Here is a 23519-nt window from a genome sequence, read left to right on the forward strand (position 1 = left end):
TTAGACTTGAGGTATCAAATAAGCACTGCTCACAAAATAGTGGGCAGTGCTTATTTGGCATTCGTTAAATTGTTTAACAAGTACGGTACCGGTTAGCGTTTCATCGGTACTTCCATGCCAGTGCTGGCCTTTGCCCGCTGTAACAACAAGTAGTGGGCCGTGCCAAAGACGGCACCAACTAGCGCAGGGACTAACCAATCCATTCCGCTGCTGGCAAGTGGTAAGAAGCTTTGGACATGCGCCATTGCTTGGCCGAAAGTACTTTGGCTAACAACGGCGGGGAAAGCGGCAACCATATCAAAGACGGCGGGGACGACGGTGAAGACGACGACCCAAACATAGACGACACTTGACTTGTGGAAGAGTGGCGAAAGGATCGATAAGAAGATTAGTGCCATGGCTAATGGGTAAAGGAACATCAGGACGGGGGTGGACCAGGCAATGATCTGATTTAATCCCACATTAGCAGTTAAAAATGAGGCGAGGCACGTGATTCTTAACCAGGCTTTGTAACTCAAGAAACCGAAGTGCTTATGGAAGTCCTGAGCGAAGGCGGCGACGAGCCCGATAGCGGTGGTCAAACAAGTGGTAATGATCAACACGGCTAAAATGGCTTGTCCGACATTACCCATGTAGTGGTTAACGATTTGGTCAAAGGCGACCCCGCCGTTATCGGATAATTTGAATTGACCTAACGATTGCGCGCCTAACAAGATTAAGAGCACGTAAATCAAGCCTTCAAAGGCCATTGAGAAGAAGCCAGCTCGGGCGGTCACCCACGCGGCTTTGTTCGGGTCGGTTTGGCCCATGAAATTAACGGCAGTGACGATAGTGACACCTAACGCCAACCCAGCTAAGGCGTCCATCGTGTTGTAGCCTTGCAAGAAACCATTGGTAAAGCCTGCGGTCTGATAGGCAGCAGTTGCACTGGTGCTACCGGCATGAGCTAGCGGACTGCTGAAAGCTACGGCGAAGATGGCGACTAATAATAGCAAAAATAATGGATTTAATAATTTGCCGACCCGAGCCATAATTTTGCTCTGTTCAACGGACAAGTAGTAGGCGAGTCCGAAAAATGCGGCGGAAAACAGCAGTAATGCGAGTGATTGATACTTTGCTGGGAAAAACGGTGCCAGACCAACGGTGAATGATACGGTGGCTGTCCGTGGTGTTCCAAAGAAGGGGCCAATTGTAAAGTGTATGAGAACCATGAAGACAACGGCAAAGGTTGCGCCTAGTGGTTTACCAATGTCATAAACGCCCTTAGATTTAGTGACACAGACGGCTAAAACCGATAGTAAGGGCAATAAAACCGCCGTGATGAGAAAGCCGGCCGCAGCAATCCCCCAGTGACCGCCCGCTAGCTGACCCAAGTGAAGTGGAAAAATGAGGTTGCCAGCCCCGAAGAATAAGGCGAAAATCATTGAACTTAAGGTGACGTAATCACGTTTGGTTAAGTTTCGCTTTTGAACTCGATTTAACATATCAACAGCACTCCCTTATTTGATTGAGACAATAATCATTAAATAAAAGTTGCGATTAACCAAAAAACGTCCTGATATCTGAGTTAGACTCAGAAACCAGGACGTTTGAACACGTGTTACCACCTTAGCTTTGTGACTGCCTTACGACGAATCACCTTAAAAAGTACGGCAAGTGGCCGGCCACTTGCGATACTTCGGCTCAATAATGGGAGCAACCAACAGCAACTAACATCAAGCTCGTCACTGCCACTCAGAACTGATTTTCAACGATCTGGTCATGATGTCATTGCACCAAACTGACACTCTCTAGGCATTTCCAGAAGGTTTACTTTGTTCATCGGCGTGTTTGTTAATCGATTTTTAATGTGGTTCTAATTTACAACCGCGATTAGTATTTGTCAATCTTTTTTCAAAAAAAGTTAGTTAGCTAGTGCGGATTCTTAAATAAAGATGGATAATAGCTGTAATAAGGAAATTTGTGAGGAGGGTCCGCTGATGACCAACAACAATGAGGAAAGGCCCCAATGGCAAGTGAATCAGAACCGCCATACCCGTTTTCGGACGATTGTCAGTGTCTTGCGGCGCTATAACGTTTTGAGCAACCTTGCACGTCAGAAAAATCCTGATCAAGTGCGCGCGGCGTTTGAAGAACTTGGACCGACGTTTATTAAAATTGGCCAGATTCTTTCTTCACGTACAGATATCGTTAAGCCAGAATTTGCTAACGAATTCAAGAAATTGCAAAATAATGTCCGGGCCGATGATTTTAGTGTGGTCAAGCAAACGATCGAGCAGCAGACAGGGAAGCCAATCAATGAAATGTTTGCCCAGTTTGACGAGCGACCGTTTGCATCAGCATCAATGGGCCAGACGCACCATGCGACGCTGCTCAATGGGCAGAAGGTCGTGGTGAAGGTGCAGCATCCGGGTATTGACGCCGAGGTGGCCCTAGATATTTCATTATTTGAGCGGGCGTTACCCCTATTGCGATATATTCCGGAATCTTCAGTTGTTGATTTGCGCGAAATGGTTGGTGAAATCAAACGGTCACTATTCAATGAATTGGATACCAGTATTGAGGTAAAAAATGGATTACGGTTTTACCGATTGAATAATGCGGACGATATTATTCGGGTACCCCGGGTTTATGCGAAGTATAGTACGCAAAAAGTGCTTGTTAACCAGTATATGCCGGGAACGACGATTCAGCATTTTATGGCGCAAATGCTTGCGGCCGATGAAGACGGAAATCACCAGTATGATGACGAACGCCGCTATTTGGCCCATGTCTTGGTGCAAAATTTCTTGAAGCAGGTTTTTGAAGATGGCTTTTTTCACGCTGATCCTCATCCAGGGAATATCTTATTGCGGGAATTGCAACCAGATGATATTGGGTATCACGATACGGTTCCCAAGCATGGCGGGAAAATTGGCAAACGGCAGTTACCACCATACCGGTTAGTTTATCTGGATTTTGGCATGATGGGTGAGATCAGTCCAGCTTTGATGGCAGGAATTGCTAATGTTGTCGTGGCAGTGACAACCGAAGATACCCATCAAGTCGGCAAAGCAATCTTAGCGATTTCAAACCGAACTGGCGTGGTTGATGAAGAAGCGTTCTTTAGTGAGTTAGCACCATTTTTAAGTCAGTATTATAATTCGGGACTGGGCGACATTGATTTTCAAGGCTTGTTGTTTGAAATGGTCAAGGTTTGTCGCAGTAATAATATTCAAATGAATCCAGCGGTTACCATGTTAGGTAAGGCGTTTGGAACGATCGAAGGTATTGTGGAGACGCTCGACCCAACCTTATCAATGATGGACGTGGCGCGGCCGTTTGCGCGCAAGTACATCCGCGAGAATTTTAATTGGCGCAATGAACTGGAAGATGGCATGTTGTCTAGCCTTCAAAGCCTGCGTGATGCCCCGAAGATTCCGTCACGCTTATTATCAGCTCTAGATACGTTTGAGAATGGTCAGACGCGGGTCAACTTGGTCTTTGCACACCGCAAGATGTTTATTGATCGGATTGATTCGATGGTCAATAAGATTGTACTGTCCGTTATTCTGGCAGCGCTGATTGTTGGATCATCACTACTAGTTCAAAGCCATCCTGATAATAGTTGGATTACAAACATTGGTATTTTTGGCTATGTTTCAGCAGTTGTCGTCATTATTGGCCTATTGATTGGAACGCTCCATTCCTGGTACACGCATTGGCGACGCAAGTAAAACTTGGCGTAGGGTTAGGCTATAGGGCCATGCGTCATGAGAAGTTGGCAACGTAGATTCGTCTAATTGAGACTGCCTAAAATATAAGCATACGAAAAACAGCGGTACCGTGATGATTCCAAGCCATAAAATCATCACGGTACCGCTGTTTTATTAATCATGTTTCAGTATCAAATTGATCGTGGTTAATGGTACGACTGTCAATTGCTAACTAGTCTTCTGATCCCATAACCCGAGCACAGAATGCGGCTAAGATGGCGCCGACTTCTGGTGCTAAGATGTAGACCCATAGATGTGATAAGGCGCTACCACCAGCAAAAATAGCGGGGCCGATTGAACGGGCAGGATTCAAAGAACCGCCCGTTAAGTTGAGAGCGACAATAATCAAGAATGCTAAGGTCACCCCAATGGTCAAACCAGCAAAGTCTGCGTTACCATGGTCATTACTAGTAACGTTCAGAATAACCATTAAGAATAAGAATGTGACTAGTGCTTCTACAAAGAAGGCCATACCACTGCCGATTTTTGGAAAATCGGTTTGACCAAGCGATGTTGCGGATAAGCCTAATGCACTAACAAACGACTTAACTGCTGCGGAAGCAACGATGGCCCCAATGATTTGGGCGATGATATAGCCAATGGCATCGGCGGCATCGATTCGACGGTTGATTAACATCGCAGTCGTAACGGCGGGGTTAAAGTGACCACCAGAAATACCACCAAAGGCATAGGCCGAAACGGTAATCGCTAACCCGAAGGCTAACCCAATAGCGAGGACGTCACCCTTAGCAATCACAACGGTTGCAGTCCCTAAGAAAACTAACATAAATGTGCCGAGAAATTCGGCGAGATACTTGCGCATAGTTGCACACTCCCTTTTTGAATAATTGCTAACTTAACCTATTTTACAATACCTGCTCGTGAAAACGACGGAATTTGTTTGATTTGTGAATATTTCTGATAAGATTTTTATAATTATATTAATGGATAAGACACTGGTAAAACGTTGGTATAAAAACGTTTTATGGCAGTTGTGGATTGTTAAAACTATAATAAATAAAAATTTTATTTTTGCATAGTCACTATTGATAGTAGTCAGTATGATTGGTGTGTGACCTAACGTGACTGTGAACGCTAATTGTCGATAATGGTGGCTTCTGTTTTATAATGGTTAGGACAAGTAAGCTGATGTTTTTGAAAACGAATTAAATTTGTTTCACGTGGAACAGTAAAGGAAGGTTTAATTAATGGCGTTATCATATCAAGCTCTATTAACAGCAGTTCCGGTCGTTTTAAAAGCGGGGAACGTACCGAACATTGTCGGTGAAGCCGGGATTGGAAAGTCGGCCTTGGTAGCCGAGGTTGCTAAGCGGATGGGGGCGCAATTATACACGACCGTTGTGAGCCTGTCCGAAAAGGGGGATTTAGCGATCCCAGTCCCACCACTAACGAGCGACTCATTTATTCAAACGAAGCGCTATGGCCAGTTGGCTGACGTACAATTCGGCTATGCACACACGTTGATTGAAATTATTCAGTATGCTGAGCAGCATCCTCAGCAGCCAATTTTATGGTTTTTAGACGAATTTAATCGTGGGACGCAGGCTGTTCAAAGTGAATTGATGAATCTGGTCTTGCAACGGACGATTAACACATTGAAATTGCCAGAACAGGTGCAATTGATCATTGCTGAAAATCCAGATGCTAGTATGACTGGATTCGAAAGTAGTACGTATGGTGTTACTGCTGGCGATGCGGCCATCAAAGATCGTACCGTGCGTCTAGTTATGCGAGCAGATGCGGCAGACTGGCTTGCTTGGGCCAAACAAGTGGATGAGCGCATGAACCGACCAAACATTCATCCACTCGTCCAGCAGTTTATTAGTGAAGATGTAACGCGGCTTAATCAGGCTGATGTCCAGGCTGATTTAACAGCGACGCCACGTGCGTGGGCGCGTGTTTCGGCTAATTTATATGAGATTGAAAAACTTCCTGTGCATCAACAAACGGCTGTGGCACTGGATATCTTTCAAGGAGATGTGGGTACTGAGCTAGGGCTTTTATTCGAGCAATTCTTGGAACAACAAGCCATTCATCTGACACCAGCGATGATTTATGACAGTCAACCAGTGGGGGCCGTGGTGCCGGCACCGATTCTTAAGCAGTTTACGGCGATGAATGAAATTCAAAAGCGAACGGTTTTGGCAAGCTGTTTGGCTCTAACAACCACGTATCCGTTGACGGACGATCAGCACGCTGGTCGGTTCATGCAACTCCTACAAACACTCAGTCAAGATGGTCAGTTTGCATTGGTTCAACAAATCGGCCATGAACGCGACTTATTAAAGCAATTATATACAGCAAATGTTGCCAAGCAAAGTCCGTATGTGACCGCTTTGTATCAGTATTTACAACAGGTCGCCAGTTGGTCAAATCAGTAAGAAAGCAGTGAGTCATCATGATTAACAATGCCAATGAGTACACACGTTGGCAACAAGCGATGTTAGTGACGCCAACAGCAGACACGATCCAGGCAGGTGCGACCATGATTGATCGGGCCATTATTGAGTTACTAGCCACCGATCAATTTTATGGCGAGTTGTTGACCCGACTTCCCAGACAGTTAAATACGACGTTAACGGCGCCGTTTATCTTAGCTTGGCAGAATAATCAGTTGGTCTTACAATATGCGCCAACAGTAATTGCTCGAGCTTTTTCACAGTTTTCTTACTTACAAGCGGGGTTAAAACACGTGGCACTACACATTGTCTGGCAACACCCCGTTCGGTATCGTGATCAGGTCAAGCAGCAGCCGGAGTTAGTGACGTTGGCGACCGACCTGGCCGTTAACCAGTATGTCGACGGTCTGCCTAAAGATGCGGTCAGTTTAACGACTGTCCAGCCGTTAGTCGATGCCCAGCTACCGCGACGAGCAGATTCTGGCTGTTATTTGAAATTATTACAGCAGCAGTCGCGGTCGCAACTTCAGCCGAATGGCGCGCCCACCGCCACTTCGCGAAATAAGGACCAGCGGCAGCCAGCAAAAGGGTCTGGCGACCAAAAGTCGCAACAGTTGATCGATGATCCAAGTGGCTGGTCAGCCTCTGAACAGTTAACGAATCCCAATTTGGCAACTGCCCGTTTAAAACAGTTGGCGAAAGATGCTTGGCAGCAAACAAATGAAGCTGGCCGAGGGTTAGTGGCCGGCAATGTTCGAGCTCAGCTCACTGTAATGACGCAGCCGGCCCAGCTTGATTGGCGACAATTACTAGTTCGGGGCCTGGGTCAGATTCCGAGCGGTACTAAGGCCTCGCACGCGCGCTTTAATCGACGGCAACCCGCGCGGATGGAAATACCCGGTCAAATTGGCGATACGCGCTTGGACTTGCAAGTTTATGTTGATAATTCAGGTTCTATCAGTGATCTGATGCTGCAACGATTACTGGCACAGGTGGCTACTTTAACCCGATTATTTGCAGCAACCATCACCGTTAAGCCGTTTGATGCAATCGTACAGCCTGGTCAAACGTATCAGGTGAGTTTGCCACAGCAGATTCGCTTTACGCGCCGTGGCGGTGGTGGAACCGTTTATCAAAGTATTTTTGATGATTTACTAACACATCATAAGACGAATGCGACGACCTTGGCGCTGATCTTAACGGATGGCCGTGGTGAACGGCACGTTGAGTCACACCGTTTTACAAATGTGATTTGGTTGTTAGCGCGGGCTGAAGATCGATTGTCGATTGAGCCAGCAATCGGTCATGTAGTTAATTTGAACTTGGAGGATGAATAATATGGGGACACCACTTAATCCAGATGATATGCAATCCTTGTTAACCCATGACCGTCGTTATCAGCGGGCCAGTGCCATCTTAACGGATCAGTGGCAACGAATCATAGCCGATGAAGATTTGGCTTACCGACAACAGATTACGATTGACGATTTACAGTTTGCTAAGGCGTTGCTAGCTAGTGAGACGCTGACAAGTCAATTTGAATTTGACCATTACGCGGGTGTGCAACGGTTGCGACAACATTATGGTAGTCAATTGACGAGTTCAGCACAGCACTGGTTAGTGCAAAAATATTTATAAGTCAATCGCTAGTTATGACCCAAAAGTATGACTGTGACTTATATAGATGAAAAAATAAAGCAAGCTTTTCCCAAAGTGTTCGTGAGAAGCTTGCTTATTTTATGCGCTGATTAACTGCTTTAGGTTCAACGACGTGCTAGAAAAGCCATCCAGGCTTGTTGCTGCGCTTGAATATCTGGCTGACTGCCTTGACGGAGTCGCGTTTGAAGGCCAATGCGGGCTTCTAGCAGTGCCTGAGCTAGTGTCATACTTGACTGATTATTGATAATTTGCTCGTTAGCTTGACCTTTGAGGATGACCGCAGCCATGAGGGTCAGGTAGTCGTCGTAAAACCAGCTGACGGCTTGCTGAACATCAGTATCAGTAGTGCCAAATTCAGCGACGGCGTTAGCCATTAGGTCACCGGCTGGTTGTTCGGATGTCGTTAAATCGTGGCTAAAGAGCATACTCAGGATAGCTAAGGGGGCGGCGCCATCTTGCTCTAAGCGTTGCATTGCTTGGGTACAACGCATTAAAGCTTGTTGGTGATAGCGCTGGAGTGCACGCAGGTAAAGTGTGTGCTTGTCCCCGATAGCGTTATATAAACTTTGCTTCTTGACGCCACTAGTTATTACGATTTCGTCCATGGAAGTATGATAATAGCCTTGCTGCCAAAATAAGTGCATGATTTTTTCGATAACTTGATCGTCTTGAAATGTCTTTTTAGCGGGCATGATTCGAACCGCCTTTCTGGTTAAAAATAAGTGTTTTAAGTATACCACAGCACACTTCATTGTTTGGTAAATGAATATTAACGTTTGAAATTATTTGATTAGGGGGCTTTTACTGTTTTTAAAGCCGATTTTAATTAGTTGATTGTGTTGCACTTTAAAATTGATAAAAGATTTCCACATTAAATCGATTACATAATTTTATAAATTGAAGATAATTTATGTAATAGCTTGCTGTTACAACGATATTCTAAATATATATAGGATTTCAATATTTATAATTATCAAAATTTTTAACTTATGTGTGGCCTCATCAAAGTCTAACGATAATATAATGTTGACGGCTTGTTTAGTTGAACACGCCAACTAGTTGGACCTAATCGGATAAATGAAAGCAGTAGGAAAGCTTGCCGTTAAACTGATTACAGTAGTTTATATTAAAATATTTGTAATCACTATAATATTAAAAATGGCTCAGAAGTCCGTTAAAATAGGAATTTTAATCAATAGTTAAGGGGCGTCATCAATTGACAGCGATTCCAAAACCATGATATATTTTCGTTGCTGATAGGGTTACTCACAACGATTCACTATTGGTACTAAGCGTTAATAATGATACTAAGCTTAAGTCAATATCTGGAAAGGATGTGGTCATATTAATTGGATGGGCAGCTTTCAAGACTTAGGTATTAGTCAGCTAGTCAAGTTACCACTAGTAGCTGATACGCAATCAGGCACTTACCACTTAACGATCACTTCTAATTCAGGTGGCAATGCGGCGGCCGATAAAATTGCGAGCCCGCTACAAGGTGTATTACCGCAAATGAATGGGACCCAGCAATGGATTCTGTTCGGTATCGGCGTATGTGGACTTAGTTTATTAATATTATTAATTCTAATCTGGTGGCGCAACCGTCAAACAATAAAGGAGCAGCCAAAATGAAAAAATATCTCGGAACTCTCGTTGCAGGCATGACACTAATGGCAGGATTACCACTTGTTGGCCAAGCTGCAGATACGGAGACAACGACCAAAGCTGAAGTTGAATTAATCCAGGATGACACTAATAAAGATATTACCTTGGATCAAGCACCTGGTGTTAGCTTTGGGACCGAAAAAATCACTAATGACAGTAAAACCTATGATGCTAAGAACGTTACTGGCGACTTGAAAGTGACCAACCCTGGGAATACGGACGGATGGTTAGTACAAGTTAAAGGTTCGAAGTTCATGAATGCAGATGATACTCGTGAATTACGGGGCGCCGCGTTAACTTTTGCACAAGTTAATGCAACTGCGGATGATGCTAATAACATCTCTAAAGCAAAAGCTTATAAGGTGGATATCACTGACCAAAATCAAATTATCATGGACGCAGAAGCTAATGAAGGGATCGGTAAGTTTACGAGTAAGTATGCAACCAATGAAGTTAGCCTGTTGATCCCTGCTGGTAACGCGGCTGGCGCTTACACTTCAACCTTGACATGGACATTAGGTAACGCCCCTAGCTAACCAGTTAATGCGCCAGAGGAGAACTGAGGTGTGACCGATGAAAAAGGGATTGTTGGTAACAGGTCGGTTATTAATGACTGTGATAGGTTGTCTCATCATTAGTAACTGGGGCTGGTTTATCGCAACGCAAGCTGCAACGACACAGTCACAGGTGCAGGTAGAAATGACCCCCTCGGATGATGACAATGCAGTTTCTCCGGTCGACCCTGATGATCCCAGTAAACCATACCCGGGTGACCCGGTCGATGAAGACAATGTCGCTGGTACGGGCTCACGGGGAAAGTTAACCATTGATTTCGTCAGTAATTTGAAATTCAATGCAATTACGACCGCGGGTGGGCCGTTTAAGACGACTGCCAAGAATGAGCGGGCGATGATTCAAATAACTGATCGCCGCGCCACGGCTGCTGGATGGACGTTACAGGTCACGCCAAGCGGGTTGCAAAGTGGTCAGCAGACCTTAACGACGTCTTTAAAATTAGGCGCAGTCCAATTACGGCCAGGTGCTGGCAATGTTAGTACTGCACCTAACGTTGTTAATACTGGTGAATTAGTTGCTGGTTTAGCGAATAATGTCGTGATTGCCCCGCCTAATACTGGTCTAGGTACTTGGCTGGTCGTTCTGAATCGCGGGCAGGTACCCACGGAACTTGAAGTCCATGATCGCCAATTGCGTGCTGGCGACTACACGGGTACGCTGGCTTGGTCATTAACGAACGCACCTAGTTAATTAAATGGTTTGATGTGAAGCTGCTACTTGTAAAGAATGGCAGCTTCAATCATACATAGCTCGTCACTTACCGTTGAATAAAGGAAGGGTAAAGCCTATGAAAAAAATATTTTGGCAGTTAATTGCCGTTGTGAGCATCGTTATGGCAGGTTTGACAATGACTGCTAGAGCGGATGACCTCAATTACACGGTCCAGGCTGATTTGCCTGATAACCAAATTAATCAAAAAGTGTCCTATTTTGACTTGAAGGTCACACCAGGTCAAACGCAAAATCTCACTTTAACCATTAAAAATAGTGATAGTAAAGAACATCGATACACGGTATCACCTAATCTGGCGGTTACAAATAATAACGGTATCATCGATTACAGCCAAGCAAAGGCTAAGGCCGATGACTCCTTGAAGTTTAACATCAAGACAGCACTTTCAAAGTCACAGGTCGTGACCGTTCCCGCTAAGTCAAGCAAAAAAGTCACTATTAAATTGACGGTACCCGAGAAAAAGTTTGCGGGCGTGGCGCTGGGTGGAATCAATATCATCCAGGAACTCAGTACCAAGGCGAAACAATCTAGTAGTGGCATGGCCATCAATAATCAATATGCGTACGTGATTGGCTTGCAGTTACGTGAATCTGATCCAAGCGGGATCAAACCTGTGATGAAGTTGCACGCGGTAAAAGCCAAGCAACGTAACTATCGTAATTACGTTACGGCTAATCTGCAAAACAACCAGCCCGTTATTATGCATGGCTTAAAGATCAAAAGCTACGTGACTAAAGCTGGTTCGTCTAAAAAATTATTGACGACGACTAAGGAAAACATGTCAATGGCGCCGAATAGTAATTTTGACTTTGCAGTTGGTGACGGGACGCAACAATTGAAGGCGGGCAAGTACACTTTACATTTAACGGCAACGGCTGATAAGGGTAAGTGGCAATTTACAAAGAACTTTACCATTACTGATAAAGAAGCTCAGACTTTAAATGATACAGCTGTTACAGAAAAACAATCGAACTATTTCTGGTGGTTTGTTGCGTTGGGCGCACTGATTGTTGTCCTATTAGGCGCAATTATCTGGCTACTATTGAAAAACCGCCGTCGTCAGGACTAACTAGCGAGAGGAGTTTTCAACATGTGGAAGGGACCGAAACAAATACTAGTTGCATTAACTGCATTAATGGGATTATGGGCCGGGACCGCCCAAATTCAGGCTGCTGACGAAGCGACGTTGGCAACGGCACCGTCTGGCCTGAATCAGTTGGATAAACTCTTTACGCTACCAGCGGCATTCAGTAGTGGCATTAGTAATAGTGCGAATATTGGGAATGTGACCAATGCAAGCTCGCCAAATACGCAGGCCGTTCAGGTTATTAACGGCAAGAAGCAAGTGGGTGGCTTTTGGTCGAACGACGCCAATCGCCTAGATTTAAATAAAGATGCTACGTTTAAAATGTGGGTGTATTTGGGAACATCCACGAGTACTAGTAAGGCCGGCGATGGGATGGCTTTTGTCTTACAAAATGATCCAAATGGTACTGCCGCATCCGCACAAGTCAGTTCGTCCAGCATTATTGGTGAGACACTCGGTGTTTGGGGTGTTGATACGGATAATAAATTGAAGGACGGCGAAGAATTTGCGAAAACGGCCATCCAAAATAGTTGGGCCTTAGAGTTTGATACCTATACCAATACTTCAACTAGCTATAGTAATGCTGGTAAGGGTGATTCGTTTGATGATGGTATTAAGAAACAACACATTGCGACCGGGTATCCTGGGCTGGCTAGTCAGTATGAAAATCAGTCTGTCAGGAGTTTAGACGTTACCGGGATAATTTGGTCAACCCGGTACTACTTTACGCAAAAACATACCAACCTAGTGACGAATATGTCATTAGGAGATAGCAAGTGGCACCACCTGGTGATGGACTGGCATGCGGCGACTAAAACGATGACGTACACTTATAATGACATCAATCCAGATGGGTCGGCGACGGGTAGCGGCTTTACTCAGAGTGAAGTGTTAGATACTAGCCAATTCAACAGTAGTGATGGCCTGGTTCGCTGGGGATTCATGGGGGCGACTGGTAGTAATTCTGGTAATAACATGGTCGTGATTGAAAGCGCGCCGAATTTAGTTGACGTACAGGCGGCGGTTAAGGTTACGGATAAGACCAAGAATCGTGAAATCAAGACAGGCGGCCAGCTCAAAGCTCAGCATAAAGTTCAGTACGACTATCAATTGACTTACCAAGGTGGTCAAATTGACTGGGATAACATTACGGCTGAACTCAATCTACCACAGCATATTACGTTTGACAGTGCCAAGGTAACGTATGCGGATGGTAGTGAGCAGACTTTGACGGCGCCAACGAGTAGTGATACTAAAGTTGACTATACTCTAGATAAAGCAGTATCGGCTAGTCAACCGACCGCGACGATCACGCTCAATGGGACGGCCGAGAATGTCGTTGTCAATGAACAGACAACTGCAACGACGGCGACATTTAAAAATAAGGTGTTTGAAACAACGACGGAAGCACCGGATTACATGATTACAGTCGATCAGCCGCTATACCTTAAAATTCGTAATAGTCCGTATACTGTCGCCAATGGGGAAGACGTGATCATCAGAGGGATTGTTGCAGCCGAGGATTCGGAACAATTAACTAACGGTCAAGTGACACTACACCCAACGCTTAATGGCAAGGAAATGCCAACGGTTCAAATGTCGGATGATGACGAACAAGGTTACTTCTACTACAAGGTCAAAGCAGAGGATTTACACGTCGGTGATGATAATGAGATTGAACTATGGGCATCTGACCGTTACGAGAACGTCTCACCAGTTGATAAAGCGCAGATTATTGTTACTGCAGGTGAACTTGGTTTTAAGACGGTTGCCAAAAGCAGCACGTTTAAAACCATTACTTTAGATGGTTCGGCTCAAACGACAGACCGGGAAGACGATTGGCAACTAGTTGTACGGGATAGTCGTGGTAAGGGCTCTAGTTGGCAACTACAAGCTAGTGCGACTAATTTTAAAACAACCGGTGGTCAGAATTTGGCGGGCGACGTGATTTTCCGCGACGGCGAGCAGACGACCACGCTGAATTCTGCGGGTACGGTGATTGACAGTCACACGGCTACTAGTGATAACGATGATTATGATGTCTTGGCAGACTGGACGAATAAGTCAGGCATTTTATATCAAAGCAATGCGGGAGCTACTCCGGGTTCTTACACGGGGGATATTACGTGGACGTTAACAGATGCACCTAAGTAATGATCGGGTTGGTATAAGAGAATCAAAAGCACTCACACGCAAGATTGTGAGTGCTTTTGCTTTCTAGTTATTAGCCATAATGGTTAAAGATAATAATAATTTTAATTACCACAGTTAAGTGAATGAATAATCAGCCTGAATGACTGAGAACGTTGTAATCAAGGCATTTGTTTATCGTGTGATTAGTGAAGTATTTACACTTTTTACGTGTTTTTGGTTGCGTTTTCTTTTTACTTTAGTACAATGTAATTGTTACCAAATACATGTTGCACAAGCATGATTGTGAATATAAACACATTTAAGGAGCGATTTAAAAATGAAAGTTATTGTAATTGGTTGTACCCATGCCGGCACTGCTGCCGTTAATCAGATTTTAGCATCAAATCCAGATACTGAAGTGACGATTTATGAAAGAAATGACAATGTCTCGTTCCTATCCTGTGGGATCGCACTTTACCTTGGCGGCCAAGTTGCTGATCCTCAAGGCCTATTTTATTCCAGTCCTGAACAGTTAGCTAAGTTAGGCGCAACTGTTCATATGCAACATGATGTGACGGATGTGAATACTGACAAACATGAAATTACGGTTACTGACTTAAAGACTGGTGAATCTAAGACTGATCACTATGACAAGTTAGTTGTCACTACTGGTTCATGGCCTGTTATTCCACCAATTGACGGCATCGATAGTCCCAATGTCTACTTATGCAAGAACTGGACGCACGCTCAGAATTTATGGGAAGCAGCCAAACCAGCTAAGCGGGTCATTGTGATCGGTGGCGGTTATATCGGTACTGAATTAGTTGAAGCTTACCAGAAGCAAGGTAAGGAAGTCACACTAATTGATGGTTTACCACGGATTTTAAATAAATACTTAGACAAAGAATTCACTGACCGGGTTGAACAAGACTTTGTTGATCACGGTATCAAGATGGCTTTGAATCAAATGGTGCAAGGCTTCAGTGATGATGGTAAAGAAGTTACGGTCAAGACTGACAAGGGCAGCTACACAGCCGACATGGCGATTCTTTGTGTTGGCTTCCGGCCAAATACCGGCTTACTCAAGGGCAAGGTCGATATGAACGCTAATGGCTCGATCAAGACCAATGACTACATGCAAACTTCTGATCCAGACATTTACGGGGCTGGTGACTCGGTTGCTGTTCACTATAACCCAACTAAGAAAGATGCTTATATCCCATTAGCAACGAATGCGGTTCGCCAAGGAACCTTAGTTGGTTTGAACATCTTCAAGCCAACGCGGAAGTACATGGGGACACAATCAACTTCTGGGTTAATGTTGTTCGGCCAAACCATCGTTTCATCTGGGATGACCCTAGAACATGCACAGGCCGAAAATGTTCCGGCAGCCGCTGTCACTTTTGAAGACAACTACCGGCCAGAATTTATGCCAACCACTAAGCCTGTTTTAATGCAATTGGTTTACAATCCTGAAACTCGCGAAATCCTAGGTGCACAATTCATGAGTGAACATGATGTTTCGCAATCAGCCAATGTGATTTCAGTGATGATTCAAAATCACAATACCATTGACGACTTAGGGTTCGTAGATATGTTCTTCCAACCAATTTACGACCGGCCATTTAACTATTTGAACTTACTTGGTCAAGCAGCGATTGCCCATGCGGCCGAAGCTGTCACTGAATAATAAGTTAAAATAACGCGATGCTTACCTTGCTTCATGAAGGTAGCATCGCGTTATTTGTTTATTGGTGATAATTGAATGTTAAGTGGTCGGTGGTACTAAAGTTAAGGCCAGCCAGTATTTGTGCCATTAGGTCATCGTGCTTTGGTAAAATCAATGTGAGTCGGTTCAACTTTAACTCAACGGTACCAAATGCCACCAACCGTTCTAAGATTTCCCTGAGCGTAGTTACTTGCTGATAAGTAGCAGTCAGGTCAACACTGAGAGTTGCTTCATGCTTAGCCGTATCGATTGGGGCAAAGCCGACCTGACCGACGAACGCATTCGTGTCTCGATCCGTTACGCCCCAAACAAGCTGGTGGTCATGAAAAATCTCGCGCATGGTGTGGTTAATTTGTGCAGCGGTTGTTTCCATAGTGGCTGTCGCATTGCTGGTCTGATATAAGTTGAAAACGTCGATAACGCGCACCTTTGTTAACCAATCGAACGTATAGTGTGGCGTTAGAATGGGATGATACTTTTCAAATTGTGACATAGTGCCTCCTTTAAAATGCGTCATGAATATTTAGTAATTCCTATTGTACTAGTTAAACTGTTATGAATCATGATTAAAACGTGCCATTTTTTGAGTTCAAAATCAGCCAGTTTAGGTTCGCTGGAAACAGTTCGAGTTAGCGTAAACTTGCTTAGTTAGTTCGTCCTACGCCGACTTCCAGGCATTTCTGCCAATTGCTGGAACGCAGTGGACACAGATTTAAGCCGAAGACCACGTCTTAAATACTGGTCTTCCACTAACCAAGCCAAGGACGCTTGCTAAGTGGAATTTCACCGCTGAGCATTGGCCGAAACGCCTTCCAGTCGGGACAGTATTCGAATGGCGGACATGTGCGTACTCAGTTTTTGATGGCTTTGTCGTTGTTTCTTATAAACAGTAATTTTGTCAATCAACTGTTAGGCTAAAAATGATATTGTGATAGCTCGTTATTCTGAATCGCCGTAGTAACAACTGAACGTTTTGGCAAAGTGAAGAAGGCACTCTGATATTTCACCTAAAGTTCCAATATCAAAATAGCCAACGACAAATTGTACCAAGTTAAGTGGCTGTTCATCTGCCATTCGAGCGGCTTACCGACCGGAGGGGTTGGGTGACAATGCTCAGTAGCCAAATTATTCTTAGTCGGAAGTGGGTTGCTTCCGGCTTAGAATAAGACTCGTATTTGAGATGACGCGGGCTGGGCGTTAGCTCAAATCGACGTCGGCTTACGTTCCAGCAATTGTCACCCAGCCCCGGAGGTCGGAATAGGACACTCACCGGCTGACGAACAATAAGCCAACTAAATGGCACGTTTTAATCATAGTTAATGCTAGTTGTTTTCGATGGTTACCAGTGTCCAAATATGCTGATTTAAGCGTCAAGTGGACTGGGATTGCCTTGTTGATGACCCTCACTGAAAATGGCGTTAAGTCGACTAATAACGCGTCTGCTGGTGTGATTTGCGGTGCAGTCGTGATTGAGACTGGGTCACAGTCCAATAACGATGTAACGGCATCAGACGACAGTTCTATTGTAATATACTAACGCGTAATTTGAATGAATAAGACCCATAATGATGGAACAGATAAAAGACCGACTAACAAGCAATCGCACCGCTTGTTAGTCGGTCTTAGTGTTCATTGATTAAAGCTTTTTACCAGATTTTGACCCGCTTATCTGGTGCCAAATACATGGCATCGTCGGGTTGAATGTCGAAGGTTGTGTAGAAATCATCTAAGTTCTTAGGTTGTACGTTTGCTCGGAGCTTAGCTGGAGCGTGGACGTCGATTGAAAGTAAGAGTTGCATGTATTCAGTCGTGGCCTTCATACGCCAAACCATGGCCCAGTTAGTGAAGAACGCACTCAAATCAACGTCATCTTCGCCCTTAGCAGCTTCTTCCGCGCAACTTAAGCCTCCCGCATCGGCGATGTTTTCGGATACGGTCAACGTCCCGTTAACTTTCGCACCAGCAAAGTCTAAGCCATCGAATTCACTGATCATGGACTTGGCAAGTTCCTTGAAGTGGGCAGAATCTTCCTCGGTCCACCAATTATGCAAGTTACCGAATTCATCAAATAGGGCACCATTGTTGTCAAAAGCGTGCGAGATTTCATGAGCAATAACTGCACCAATACCACCATAGTTAGCGCTAGAAGATTGTTCTAAGCTGTAGAAAGGTGCTTGTAGGATAGCAGCTGGAAAGACAATAATGTTCATAAATGGGTGGTAGTAAGCATTGACGGTGTCCGCACTCATTTCCCAGCGGGTCCGATCAGTGGCTTTGCCCCACTTTGAGAACATGTCTTGGCGTGCCAAACGGTTAAAGTGGAGGACATTGCTCAATACGTTGCCACCTTGTTCGGGCGTGTGCGTCTTGAATTTCGTGTAAATCGTTTCTAGTTTATCAGGGTAACCGACTTGAATGCCGAGTTTATCAAGCTTGGTCACGGCTTTAGCACGCGTATCTGCACTGAGCCAAGTGTTCGCTTGCAATCGGCGTTTGTAGACGGCAATCATCTTTTCGACCATCTGATGAACGTCCGCTTTGGCCGCTTCACCAAAATACTTGTGGCCGTAATAGAGTCCAACGACTTGATCAAAAGTTCCGGTAGCTAGATAGTAGGCACTCTTAGCCTGGTTCCGCGGTTCTTTTTGACCAGACAATGCCCGTGAATAAGTCGTGGCTAATACCCGCATTTCATCACTGAGGTAACCACTGTACCGTTGAACGAGTTTAGCTTTCATCCAGTTCTTCATCAGACCGAAGTTATCAGGATTGACTACTTCGTTAAAGTGATCGAAGAAGGCGGGTTCTGGCAAGATGACGAGGTCGGGATTACCATCGATGACGGAGTAGGTGATGGCGGCTAAGTCTAAATAACGACTAGTGTTAACAAAATCGTTGAATTTGCGAGGATTATACATCTTACTGTAATCAGCCGACTCTTCAGCGGATTTGATCCACGGAACGATCAAACGATCGAATTGCAGCGTGTCATCAACGATTTTTTGTGCTTCGTCCTTTTCGTAACCAGTTTTTTGCAACAGTTCGGTCATCATTTTAGCGTAAATTGCTAGTAACTTAGGGCCGGCCTGGTTGCCTTCGTCGTAGTATGTCTTGTCTGGCAAGATAGTCCCAGGTGCTTGGGCAAATAAGGCGTTGACCTTGGTATTTTTCATATCAGCGTCGACATCCAAGCTGAATGGTAATGGGAGGCCGTCGTAGATCCAATCGGGCATCCGTTGTTGTAAGTCAGCAAAGTCGCTTAAACTATCAATTTGCTTGAGACACGGCAGAATTGGTTCCGCACCATTGGCATTGCGTTGGTCGAAATCTTTAGCTAAGCGGTAAAACTTAATGAATTCGGTTAGCTGAGGATCGTCGGGGGTAACTGTTCCCGCCGCCATTGCATCAAAGTCATGCATTAACGTTTTTTCAATGGCATCAACTAAGTCCATAAAGCCCCCGGTTGAAGAATGGTCATCCGGAATGACGGCGGTTTTGAGCCACTCGCCGTTGACGGCATCGTAGAGATCTTGTTTTACTGCTGCTTGATTAATGGTTGCCATTAAATCCACTCCTTAATAAATTTTCTAATACTAAGTTAATTATACCTTAGATTATTCTCAGTGGTATCATCTGGTACCGACTCAGTAAAAAATGATACTAATCATCTTAATAGTCCTGAATCAGTAGCTGATGGGTTGTGAATGTTAATGTAAAGGTCAAGATTACTTCTGAATTATCGGCATGCAGGAGCTGTTAGTGCCTGTAAATCACCTTATGAGGCAGCGTGAGGGTTGACGTAAAAGCCCCCGGATGACTAACGGTGATTTCGCTAGTCATCCGGGGGATTAAGGATAATTTAATTAGTAGTCATTATTCAGTTAATAATAGCTGGTCGGCATCGTTAATTTCGATGATCTTGCCAGGCTTTTGCGTAATTAGGCCTTGACGCTCGAATAAGGCGAGCTTACGGCTGATGCTTTCAGGGGTGGTGCCGAGGAACGTCGCCAGGTCCTTTTTCTTTAATGGTAGTTTAAACGTGTCGGTTTTGAGCGCTGCCGCTGTTTCAGTGATATAGTTCGCTAAACGGGCTTCGACGGATTCAGTGGCCGTGCTGGTTGTTTGACGCTCCAGTTGACTGAGACGTTTGCCAAAGACGTTTAAGACGTTGATGCTGATACTGGGATATTTTTGCATCAAGTCTTGAAAGTCTGAACGGCGAATACTGCAAACATCCGTCGGTACTAAGGCTTCACCGAATGAGGTTCGCCGTTGATTTTCAAATAAGGCAGCTTCGCCATCGATATCACCAGTTTGTAATAGATATAGTAACTGCTCGCGACCATTGGCAGCTAGCTGATAGACTTTAACCTGCCCATTGGCAACAATCATCAGTGAATCCAGTGGATCGTCAGCACCAAATAAAGTGCTGCCGGCTGGATAGTGGTGGTGACGAACGATCGATTCGATAGTGTCTAATTGTTCACTACCGAGTTCGCTAAAAATTGGGACTAACTGCACACATTCATGTTCTGCCATAAGGCCCACCTCCTGAATAAATTCACCCTAACTATAACAGATTTTGCTTGGTAGATAGGGTTTGACGTTTTAAATTTCCTGCTATTTTAATAACTATATTGTAGCGTAAAACTTTTTTGAATTTCTTGACGGCCGTCAAGTTCTGGTCAATCAAATCCGGTTATGATAGAACCATCAAATGAACGACACGGAGGTAATTGATTATGAAAATTATTATGCAATTAGGAACGTTGACTTGCCCATCATGCATGACTAAGATCGAAAAGGCCGTTGCTAACCATGACGGCGTTGAGAATGTTAAGGTGCTATTCAATGCCAGCAAGGTCAAGGCTAACTTTGATCCTGAAGTGACGAATGCCGATGATTTGGCACAAGTTGTTACCGGACTTGGTTACGAAGTTGAAAACGTCAAGGTTAAGTAGGAGGAATAAACGATGAGTGAACTAACGATCGACGAACAATACGCAGCGGAATTAAAACAGAGTGACATTGATCATCATGTCCCAACAGCGGGCGCAATGACGAATCACATTTTATCTAACTTAATGGTTGCTTACGTTAAGTTGACCCAAGTGAAGTGGTACGTTAAAGGACCACAATCATTGGCATTGCGGACAGCATATCAACGTTTGTTAGATCAGAATGTCCGTCAGTTTGCTGAATTAGGCGAGTTACTCCTAGATGAAAACCAAAAGCCATCTTCCACAACGGCTGAATTAACCAAGTATTCTATGTTGGAAGAAAATGGGGCTTTCAAGTATCAATCTGCTGATGAACTCGTGGCCGCAACAATCAAGGATTTTGATACGGAAAACCTATTCGTTGACCGGGCTATCAAGCTTGCTGAAAAAGAAACCCGGCCGGCACTGGCAGCTTGGTTAGTTGCTTATCGTGGCAGTAACAATCGCAATATTCGGGAATTACAAGTTTATCTTGGTAACGATGCTCGAACTGGTTTGGATGAAGAAGATGAGGATGACGATTAGGCCGTTGTCGCAGAAGAATTAAACGCTCTGGATAGCGATTGTGTGGGCAAACTATCCAGGGCTTTTTTGCTATTACAACGGGCCTGCGCTATACTAACGACAATTAAATTATATGGGAGGGCCCCGAGATGGCGATTAGTGACATTGTGATGTGGACATTTGTCTTTATTATTGCGACTGGGTTCGTAACGGTGGTTTCAACGGCGGTACTGTTGAAGCGAGCAAAACGAGCGCCCAAGGATGCCGAGCAGTCCCACAGTGATGACGACGATGACTGGAAAAAAGATGATTGGAACCATGATGACTGGAAAAAGGGCGATTGGAAAGATTGACTCGATAAGTTGCCTGACAGATACGATGTTTAACTGCGTCAACTGGCACTAAAAAGACGGTATAACCAACTGAGATTGGCGACACCGTCTTTTTTGGCGTTATTTGGTTTTTAGCAGTAGATCCAATGAGTGTTCAAGATTCTGAACATCAGCCGTGGTCATCGCATCTACACAATTATTAATATTACGGGCGATGACGAGTTTCATGGCCTTGTCGATACTTGATTTCACTGCTGAAAGTTGAACCAAGACATCTTCGCAAGGACGATTTTCGTCCATCATACGTAAAACGCCGTCCAGCTGACCAGCCGAGCGTTTCAGTCGGGTCTTGATCTGCTTGCTAGTGACATATTCTTCAGTAGTTGCCATGATTCATGATGCCCCCTTCGTAATTAGGCAAGTGCTTTTTTGAGTTCGGCTTCAAAATCAGGCTTAGGACGTGCTCCGACCATGTGACTGACGACTTGGCCATCTTTCTTAATCAGGAAGGTTGGAATTCCTTGAACTTGGAATTGACTGGCCGTAGCTTGGTCATGGTCAATGTTCAATGAAACGAAGTTGACCTGATCCTTGTAAGCTGGGTCTTCAGAAAGGGACTTAAGAATTGGGTCCATCATGCGACATGGTGGGCACCAGTCTGCGCGAAAATCAATAACGGCGATACCAGTATCTGTTTCTTTGGCAAAATCTTGATCATGTATTTCTTTAATCATTTTAGTTGACTCCTTTAGTAAGTATTTGTCACTAAACAATATACCCCCATAGGTATACGCAAGCAAGTATTCTGCTTCTGGCCGTGGAGGGATTTAAAAAGGACTGATGTATTGGGTAATTAGATACTAACGATTTGTTGTGGAAGCTAGCGTCACCTGAGAATCTTCTAGTTGTGATCGCGAGCATTAACGTTGAAGATCTCATGTTGACGCGAGCGTGTTATACTAGCGCTTCATAATTATACAACCCAGGGTATCTGGTAGAATTATGTTGAATTATTAGAAACCGCTTATTTAAGCAAAATAAAGCGTTTACATAAACGGTTTTATCTGGTATCTTCAAATTATCATAGATGCTCGGTACCTTACGAGGAGGATTTACAGATGACAGGTTCATGGGAAGCACGCTACGCCGCTGAATTTTTTGGCACGCTGATCCTAGTACTACTAGGTAATGGTGCTGTCGCTAACGCATTCCTGAAGAACACGACTGGTAACGATGATCCAGGACTCGCCAATGGAGGATGGCTCCTGGTTGCATCGGGATATGGACTGGGGGTCATGCTCCCAGCCATGATGTTTGGCTCGATTTCTGGTAACCATTTAAACCCCGCGATTACGATTGGGCAAGCCGTGATTGGAATCTTTCCCTGGGCGCACGTTGCGCCTTACTTAATCTGGCAATTTCTAGGAGCAATTGCAGGCCAATGCTTGATTTTGGCACTGTACTGGCCCCATTATCGGCAAACGACTGATAATGAGGCGGTCTTAGGGACGTTTGCAACTAGTGATCATGCGAACAGTCAGTTAAACGGTTTTGTTACGGAAATGGTAGGAACCGCAGTCCTGATTTTTGGTGCCATGGGATTATATCGCGGGATGTTTTTTCATCAAAATATCGATATCGCCAATATTGGCGTTGGACTTTTGATTGCTGCCATGGTTATTTCGTTAGGCGGTCCAACCGGTCCGGCCCTAAATCCGGCCCGTGACTTGGGACCACGGCTAGTACACGCGTTATTCCCAGTACCGAACAAGGGTAGTTCTCACTGGGAATATAGTTGGGTTCCCGTGGTTGCCCCAATTGTTGGTGCCGTTATTGGAATTTGGATTTATAAGATCTTTTTTGGTTTATAATCGCAATTAATTAACCGAGCGTATTTATGAAATTATTATTGGTCTATCATTTTTGA

The 23519-nt window shown here is 44.6% G+C and carries 23 protein-coding genes; 15 read left to right on the forward strand and 8 right to left on the reverse strand.

Features of this window, described 5'->3' with window-relative positions; translation table 11 throughout:
• Window positions 1–92 precede the first annotated feature (92 nt).
• On the reverse strand, window positions 93–1484 hold the full coding sequence (brnQ, locus tag E5260_RS00930; RefSeq protein WP_003643047.1) for a branched-chain amino acid transport system II carrier protein: 1392 nt from the start codon (window positions 1482–1484) through the stop codon (window positions 93–95).
• Between the two features lie 495 nt (window positions 1485–1979).
• On the opposite strand from brnQ, the gene E5260_RS00935 reads away from it, so the two are divergent.
• Window positions 1980–3716 carry an ABC1 kinase family protein gene (locus tag E5260_RS00935; RefSeq protein ID WP_024971788.1) on the forward strand — a complete coding sequence of 579 codons (1737 nt, stop codon included), beginning with the start codon at window positions 1980–1982 and terminating at the stop codon, window positions 3714–3716.
• Window positions 3717–3927: 211 nt separating this feature from the next.
• On the opposite strand, the gene E5260_RS00940 is transcribed toward E5260_RS00935, so the two are convergent.
• Window positions 3928–4578 (reverse strand): MIP/aquaporin family protein, encoded by a 651-nt coding sequence (locus E5260_RS00940; RefSeq protein ID WP_003643044.1) that lies wholly within the window; start codon window positions 4576–4578, stop codon window positions 3928–3930.
• A gap of 385 nt (window positions 4579–4963) precedes the next feature.
• On the opposite strand from E5260_RS00940, the gene E5260_RS00945 reads away from it, so the two are divergent.
• The 3 genes from E5260_RS00945 to E5260_RS00955 are packed head-to-tail and all read left to right on the forward strand — an operon-like array spanning window position 4964 to window position 7813.
• Window positions 4964–6157, forward strand: a complete 1194-nt coding sequence (locus tag E5260_RS00945; RefSeq protein ID WP_003643043.1) for an ATP-binding protein — start codon at window positions 4964–4966, stop codon at window positions 6155–6157.
• 17 nt (window positions 6158–6174) lie between these two features.
• Window positions 6175–7512 (forward strand): vWA domain-containing protein, encoded by a 1338-nt coding sequence (locus E5260_RS00950; RefSeq protein WP_003643042.1) that lies wholly within the window; start codon window positions 6175–6177, stop codon window positions 7510–7512.
• 1 nt (window position 7513) lies between these two features.
• A complete protein-coding gene (locus tag E5260_RS00955; RefSeq protein ID WP_003643553.1) occupies window positions 7514–7813 on the forward strand; it encodes a hypothetical protein in 300 nt (99 codons plus the stop codon).
• A 125-nt stretch (window positions 7814–7938) separates the two neighbouring features.
• Here E5260_RS00955 and E5260_RS00960 read toward each other — a convergent pair whose 3' ends face one another.
• Window positions 7939–8526, reverse strand: a complete 588-nt coding sequence (locus tag E5260_RS00960; RefSeq protein ID WP_024971634.1) for a TetR/AcrR family transcriptional regulator — start codon at window positions 8524–8526, stop codon at window positions 7939–7941.
• Window positions 8527–9187: 661 nt separating this feature from the next.
• Here E5260_RS00960 and E5260_RS00965 point away from each other — a divergent pair.
• The 6 genes from E5260_RS00965 (at window position 9188) to E5260_RS00990 (ending at window position 15717) form a co-directional block, all read left to right on the forward strand.
• A complete protein-coding gene (locus tag E5260_RS00965) occupies window positions 9188–9466 on the forward strand; it encodes a hypothetical protein (RefSeq protein WP_003643038.1) in 279 nt (92 codons plus the stop codon).
• Complete coding sequence (locus E5260_RS00970) at window positions 9463–10035, forward strand: WxL domain-containing protein (RefSeq protein ID WP_003643037.1); 573 nt, start codon at window positions 9463–9465, stop codon at window positions 10033–10035. The genes E5260_RS00965 and E5260_RS00970 overlap by 4 nt, the downstream gene beginning before the upstream one ends.
• 37 nt (window positions 10036–10072) lie before the next feature.
• The gene (locus E5260_RS00975) at window positions 10073–10765 is read left to right on the forward strand and encodes a WxL domain-containing protein (protein WP_003643036.1); all 693 of its coding nucleotides are present in this window, start codon (window positions 10073–10075) and stop codon (window positions 10763–10765) included.
• Window positions 10766–10862: 97 nt separating this feature from the next.
• On the forward strand, window positions 10863–11876 hold the full coding sequence (locus tag E5260_RS00980; protein ID WP_003643035.1) for a DUF916 and DUF3324 domain-containing protein: 1014 nt from the start codon (window positions 10863–10865) through the stop codon (window positions 11874–11876).
• Window positions 11877–11897: 21 nt separating this feature from the next.
• On the forward strand, window positions 11898–14048 hold the full coding sequence (locus E5260_RS00985) for a lectin-like domain-containing protein (RefSeq protein ID WP_003643034.1): 2151 nt from the start codon (window positions 11898–11900) through the stop codon (window positions 14046–14048).
• A gap of 316 nt (window positions 14049–14364) precedes the next feature.
• Window positions 14365–15717 (forward strand): FAD-dependent oxidoreductase, encoded by a 1353-nt coding sequence (locus tag E5260_RS00990; protein ID WP_003643033.1) that lies wholly within the window; start codon window positions 14365–14367, stop codon window positions 15715–15717.
• Window positions 15718–15775: 58 nt separating this feature from the next.
• Here the strand turns inward: E5260_RS00990 and E5260_RS00995 are convergent, their stop codons facing one another.
• Entirely contained in the window at window positions 15776–16249 is a 474-nt protein-coding gene (locus E5260_RS00995; protein WP_003643547.1) for a GNAT family N-acetyltransferase, read from the reverse strand.
• A gap of 852 nt (window positions 16250–17101) precedes the next feature.
• Here E5260_RS00995 and E5260_RS01000 point away from each other — a divergent pair.
• On the forward strand, window positions 17102–17293 hold the full coding sequence (locus E5260_RS01000) for a hypothetical protein (RefSeq protein WP_003643030.1): 192 nt from the start codon (window positions 17102–17104) through the stop codon (window positions 17291–17293).
• 109 nt (window positions 17294–17402) lie between these two features.
• On the opposite strand, the gene E5260_RS01005 is transcribed toward E5260_RS01000, so the two are convergent.
• Together E5260_RS01005 and E5260_RS01010 are read right to left on the reverse strand one after the other, a co-directional pair.
• Window positions 17403–19319, reverse strand: coding sequence for a M13 family metallopeptidase (locus E5260_RS01005; protein WP_003643029.1), 1917 nt, complete (start codon window positions 19317–19319; stop codon window positions 17403–17405).
• A 310-nt stretch (window positions 19320–19629) separates the two neighbouring features.
• Complete coding sequence (locus E5260_RS01010; protein WP_003643028.1) at window positions 19630–20295, reverse strand: Crp/Fnr family transcriptional regulator; 666 nt, start codon at window positions 20293–20295, stop codon at window positions 19630–19632.
• 200 nt (window positions 20296–20495) lie between these two features.
• On the opposite strand from E5260_RS01010, the gene E5260_RS01015 reads away from it, so the two are divergent.
• The 3 genes from E5260_RS01015 to E5260_RS01025 all read left to right on the forward strand — a co-directional run bounded on the left by E5260_RS01015 (window position 20496) and on the right by E5260_RS01025 (window position 21613).
• Window positions 20496–20717 carry a heavy-metal-associated domain-containing protein gene (locus E5260_RS01015; RefSeq protein ID WP_024272221.1) on the forward strand — a complete coding sequence of 74 codons (222 nt, stop codon included), beginning with the start codon at window positions 20496–20498 and terminating at the stop codon, window positions 20715–20717.
• 12 nt (window positions 20718–20729) lie between these two features.
• Window positions 20730–21281 carry a Dps family protein gene (locus tag E5260_RS01020; protein WP_003643026.1) on the forward strand — a complete coding sequence of 184 codons (552 nt, stop codon included), beginning with the start codon at window positions 20730–20732 and terminating at the stop codon, window positions 21279–21281.
• 128 nt (window positions 21282–21409) lie between these two features.
• Complete coding sequence (locus tag E5260_RS01025) at window positions 21410–21613, forward strand: hypothetical protein (protein WP_003643025.1); 204 nt, start codon at window positions 21410–21412, stop codon at window positions 21611–21613.
• A 99-nt stretch (window positions 21614–21712) separates the two neighbouring features.
• On the opposite strand, the gene E5260_RS01030 is transcribed toward E5260_RS01025, so the two are convergent.
• On the reverse strand, window positions 21713–21982 hold the full coding sequence (locus E5260_RS01030) for a metal-sensitive transcriptional regulator (protein ID WP_003643024.1): 270 nt from the start codon (window positions 21980–21982) through the stop codon (window positions 21713–21715).
• Between the two features lie 23 nt (window positions 21983–22005).
• On the reverse strand, window positions 22006–22326 hold the full coding sequence (locus E5260_RS01035) for a thioredoxin family protein (protein WP_003643543.1): 321 nt from the start codon (window positions 22324–22326) through the stop codon (window positions 22006–22008).
• A gap of 384 nt (window positions 22327–22710) precedes the next feature.
• On the opposite strand from E5260_RS01035, the gene E5260_RS01040 reads away from it, so the two are divergent.
• On the forward strand, window positions 22711–23463 hold the full coding sequence (locus E5260_RS01040) for an MIP/aquaporin family protein (protein WP_003643022.1): 753 nt from the start codon (window positions 22711–22713) through the stop codon (window positions 23461–23463).
• Window positions 23464–23519 lie beyond the last annotated feature (56 nt).

It is taken from the genome of Lactiplantibacillus plantarum, from assembly GCF_014131735.1.
Taxonomy (GTDB): domain Bacteria; phylum Bacillota; class Bacilli; order Lactobacillales; family Lactobacillaceae; genus Lactiplantibacillus; species Lactiplantibacillus plantarum.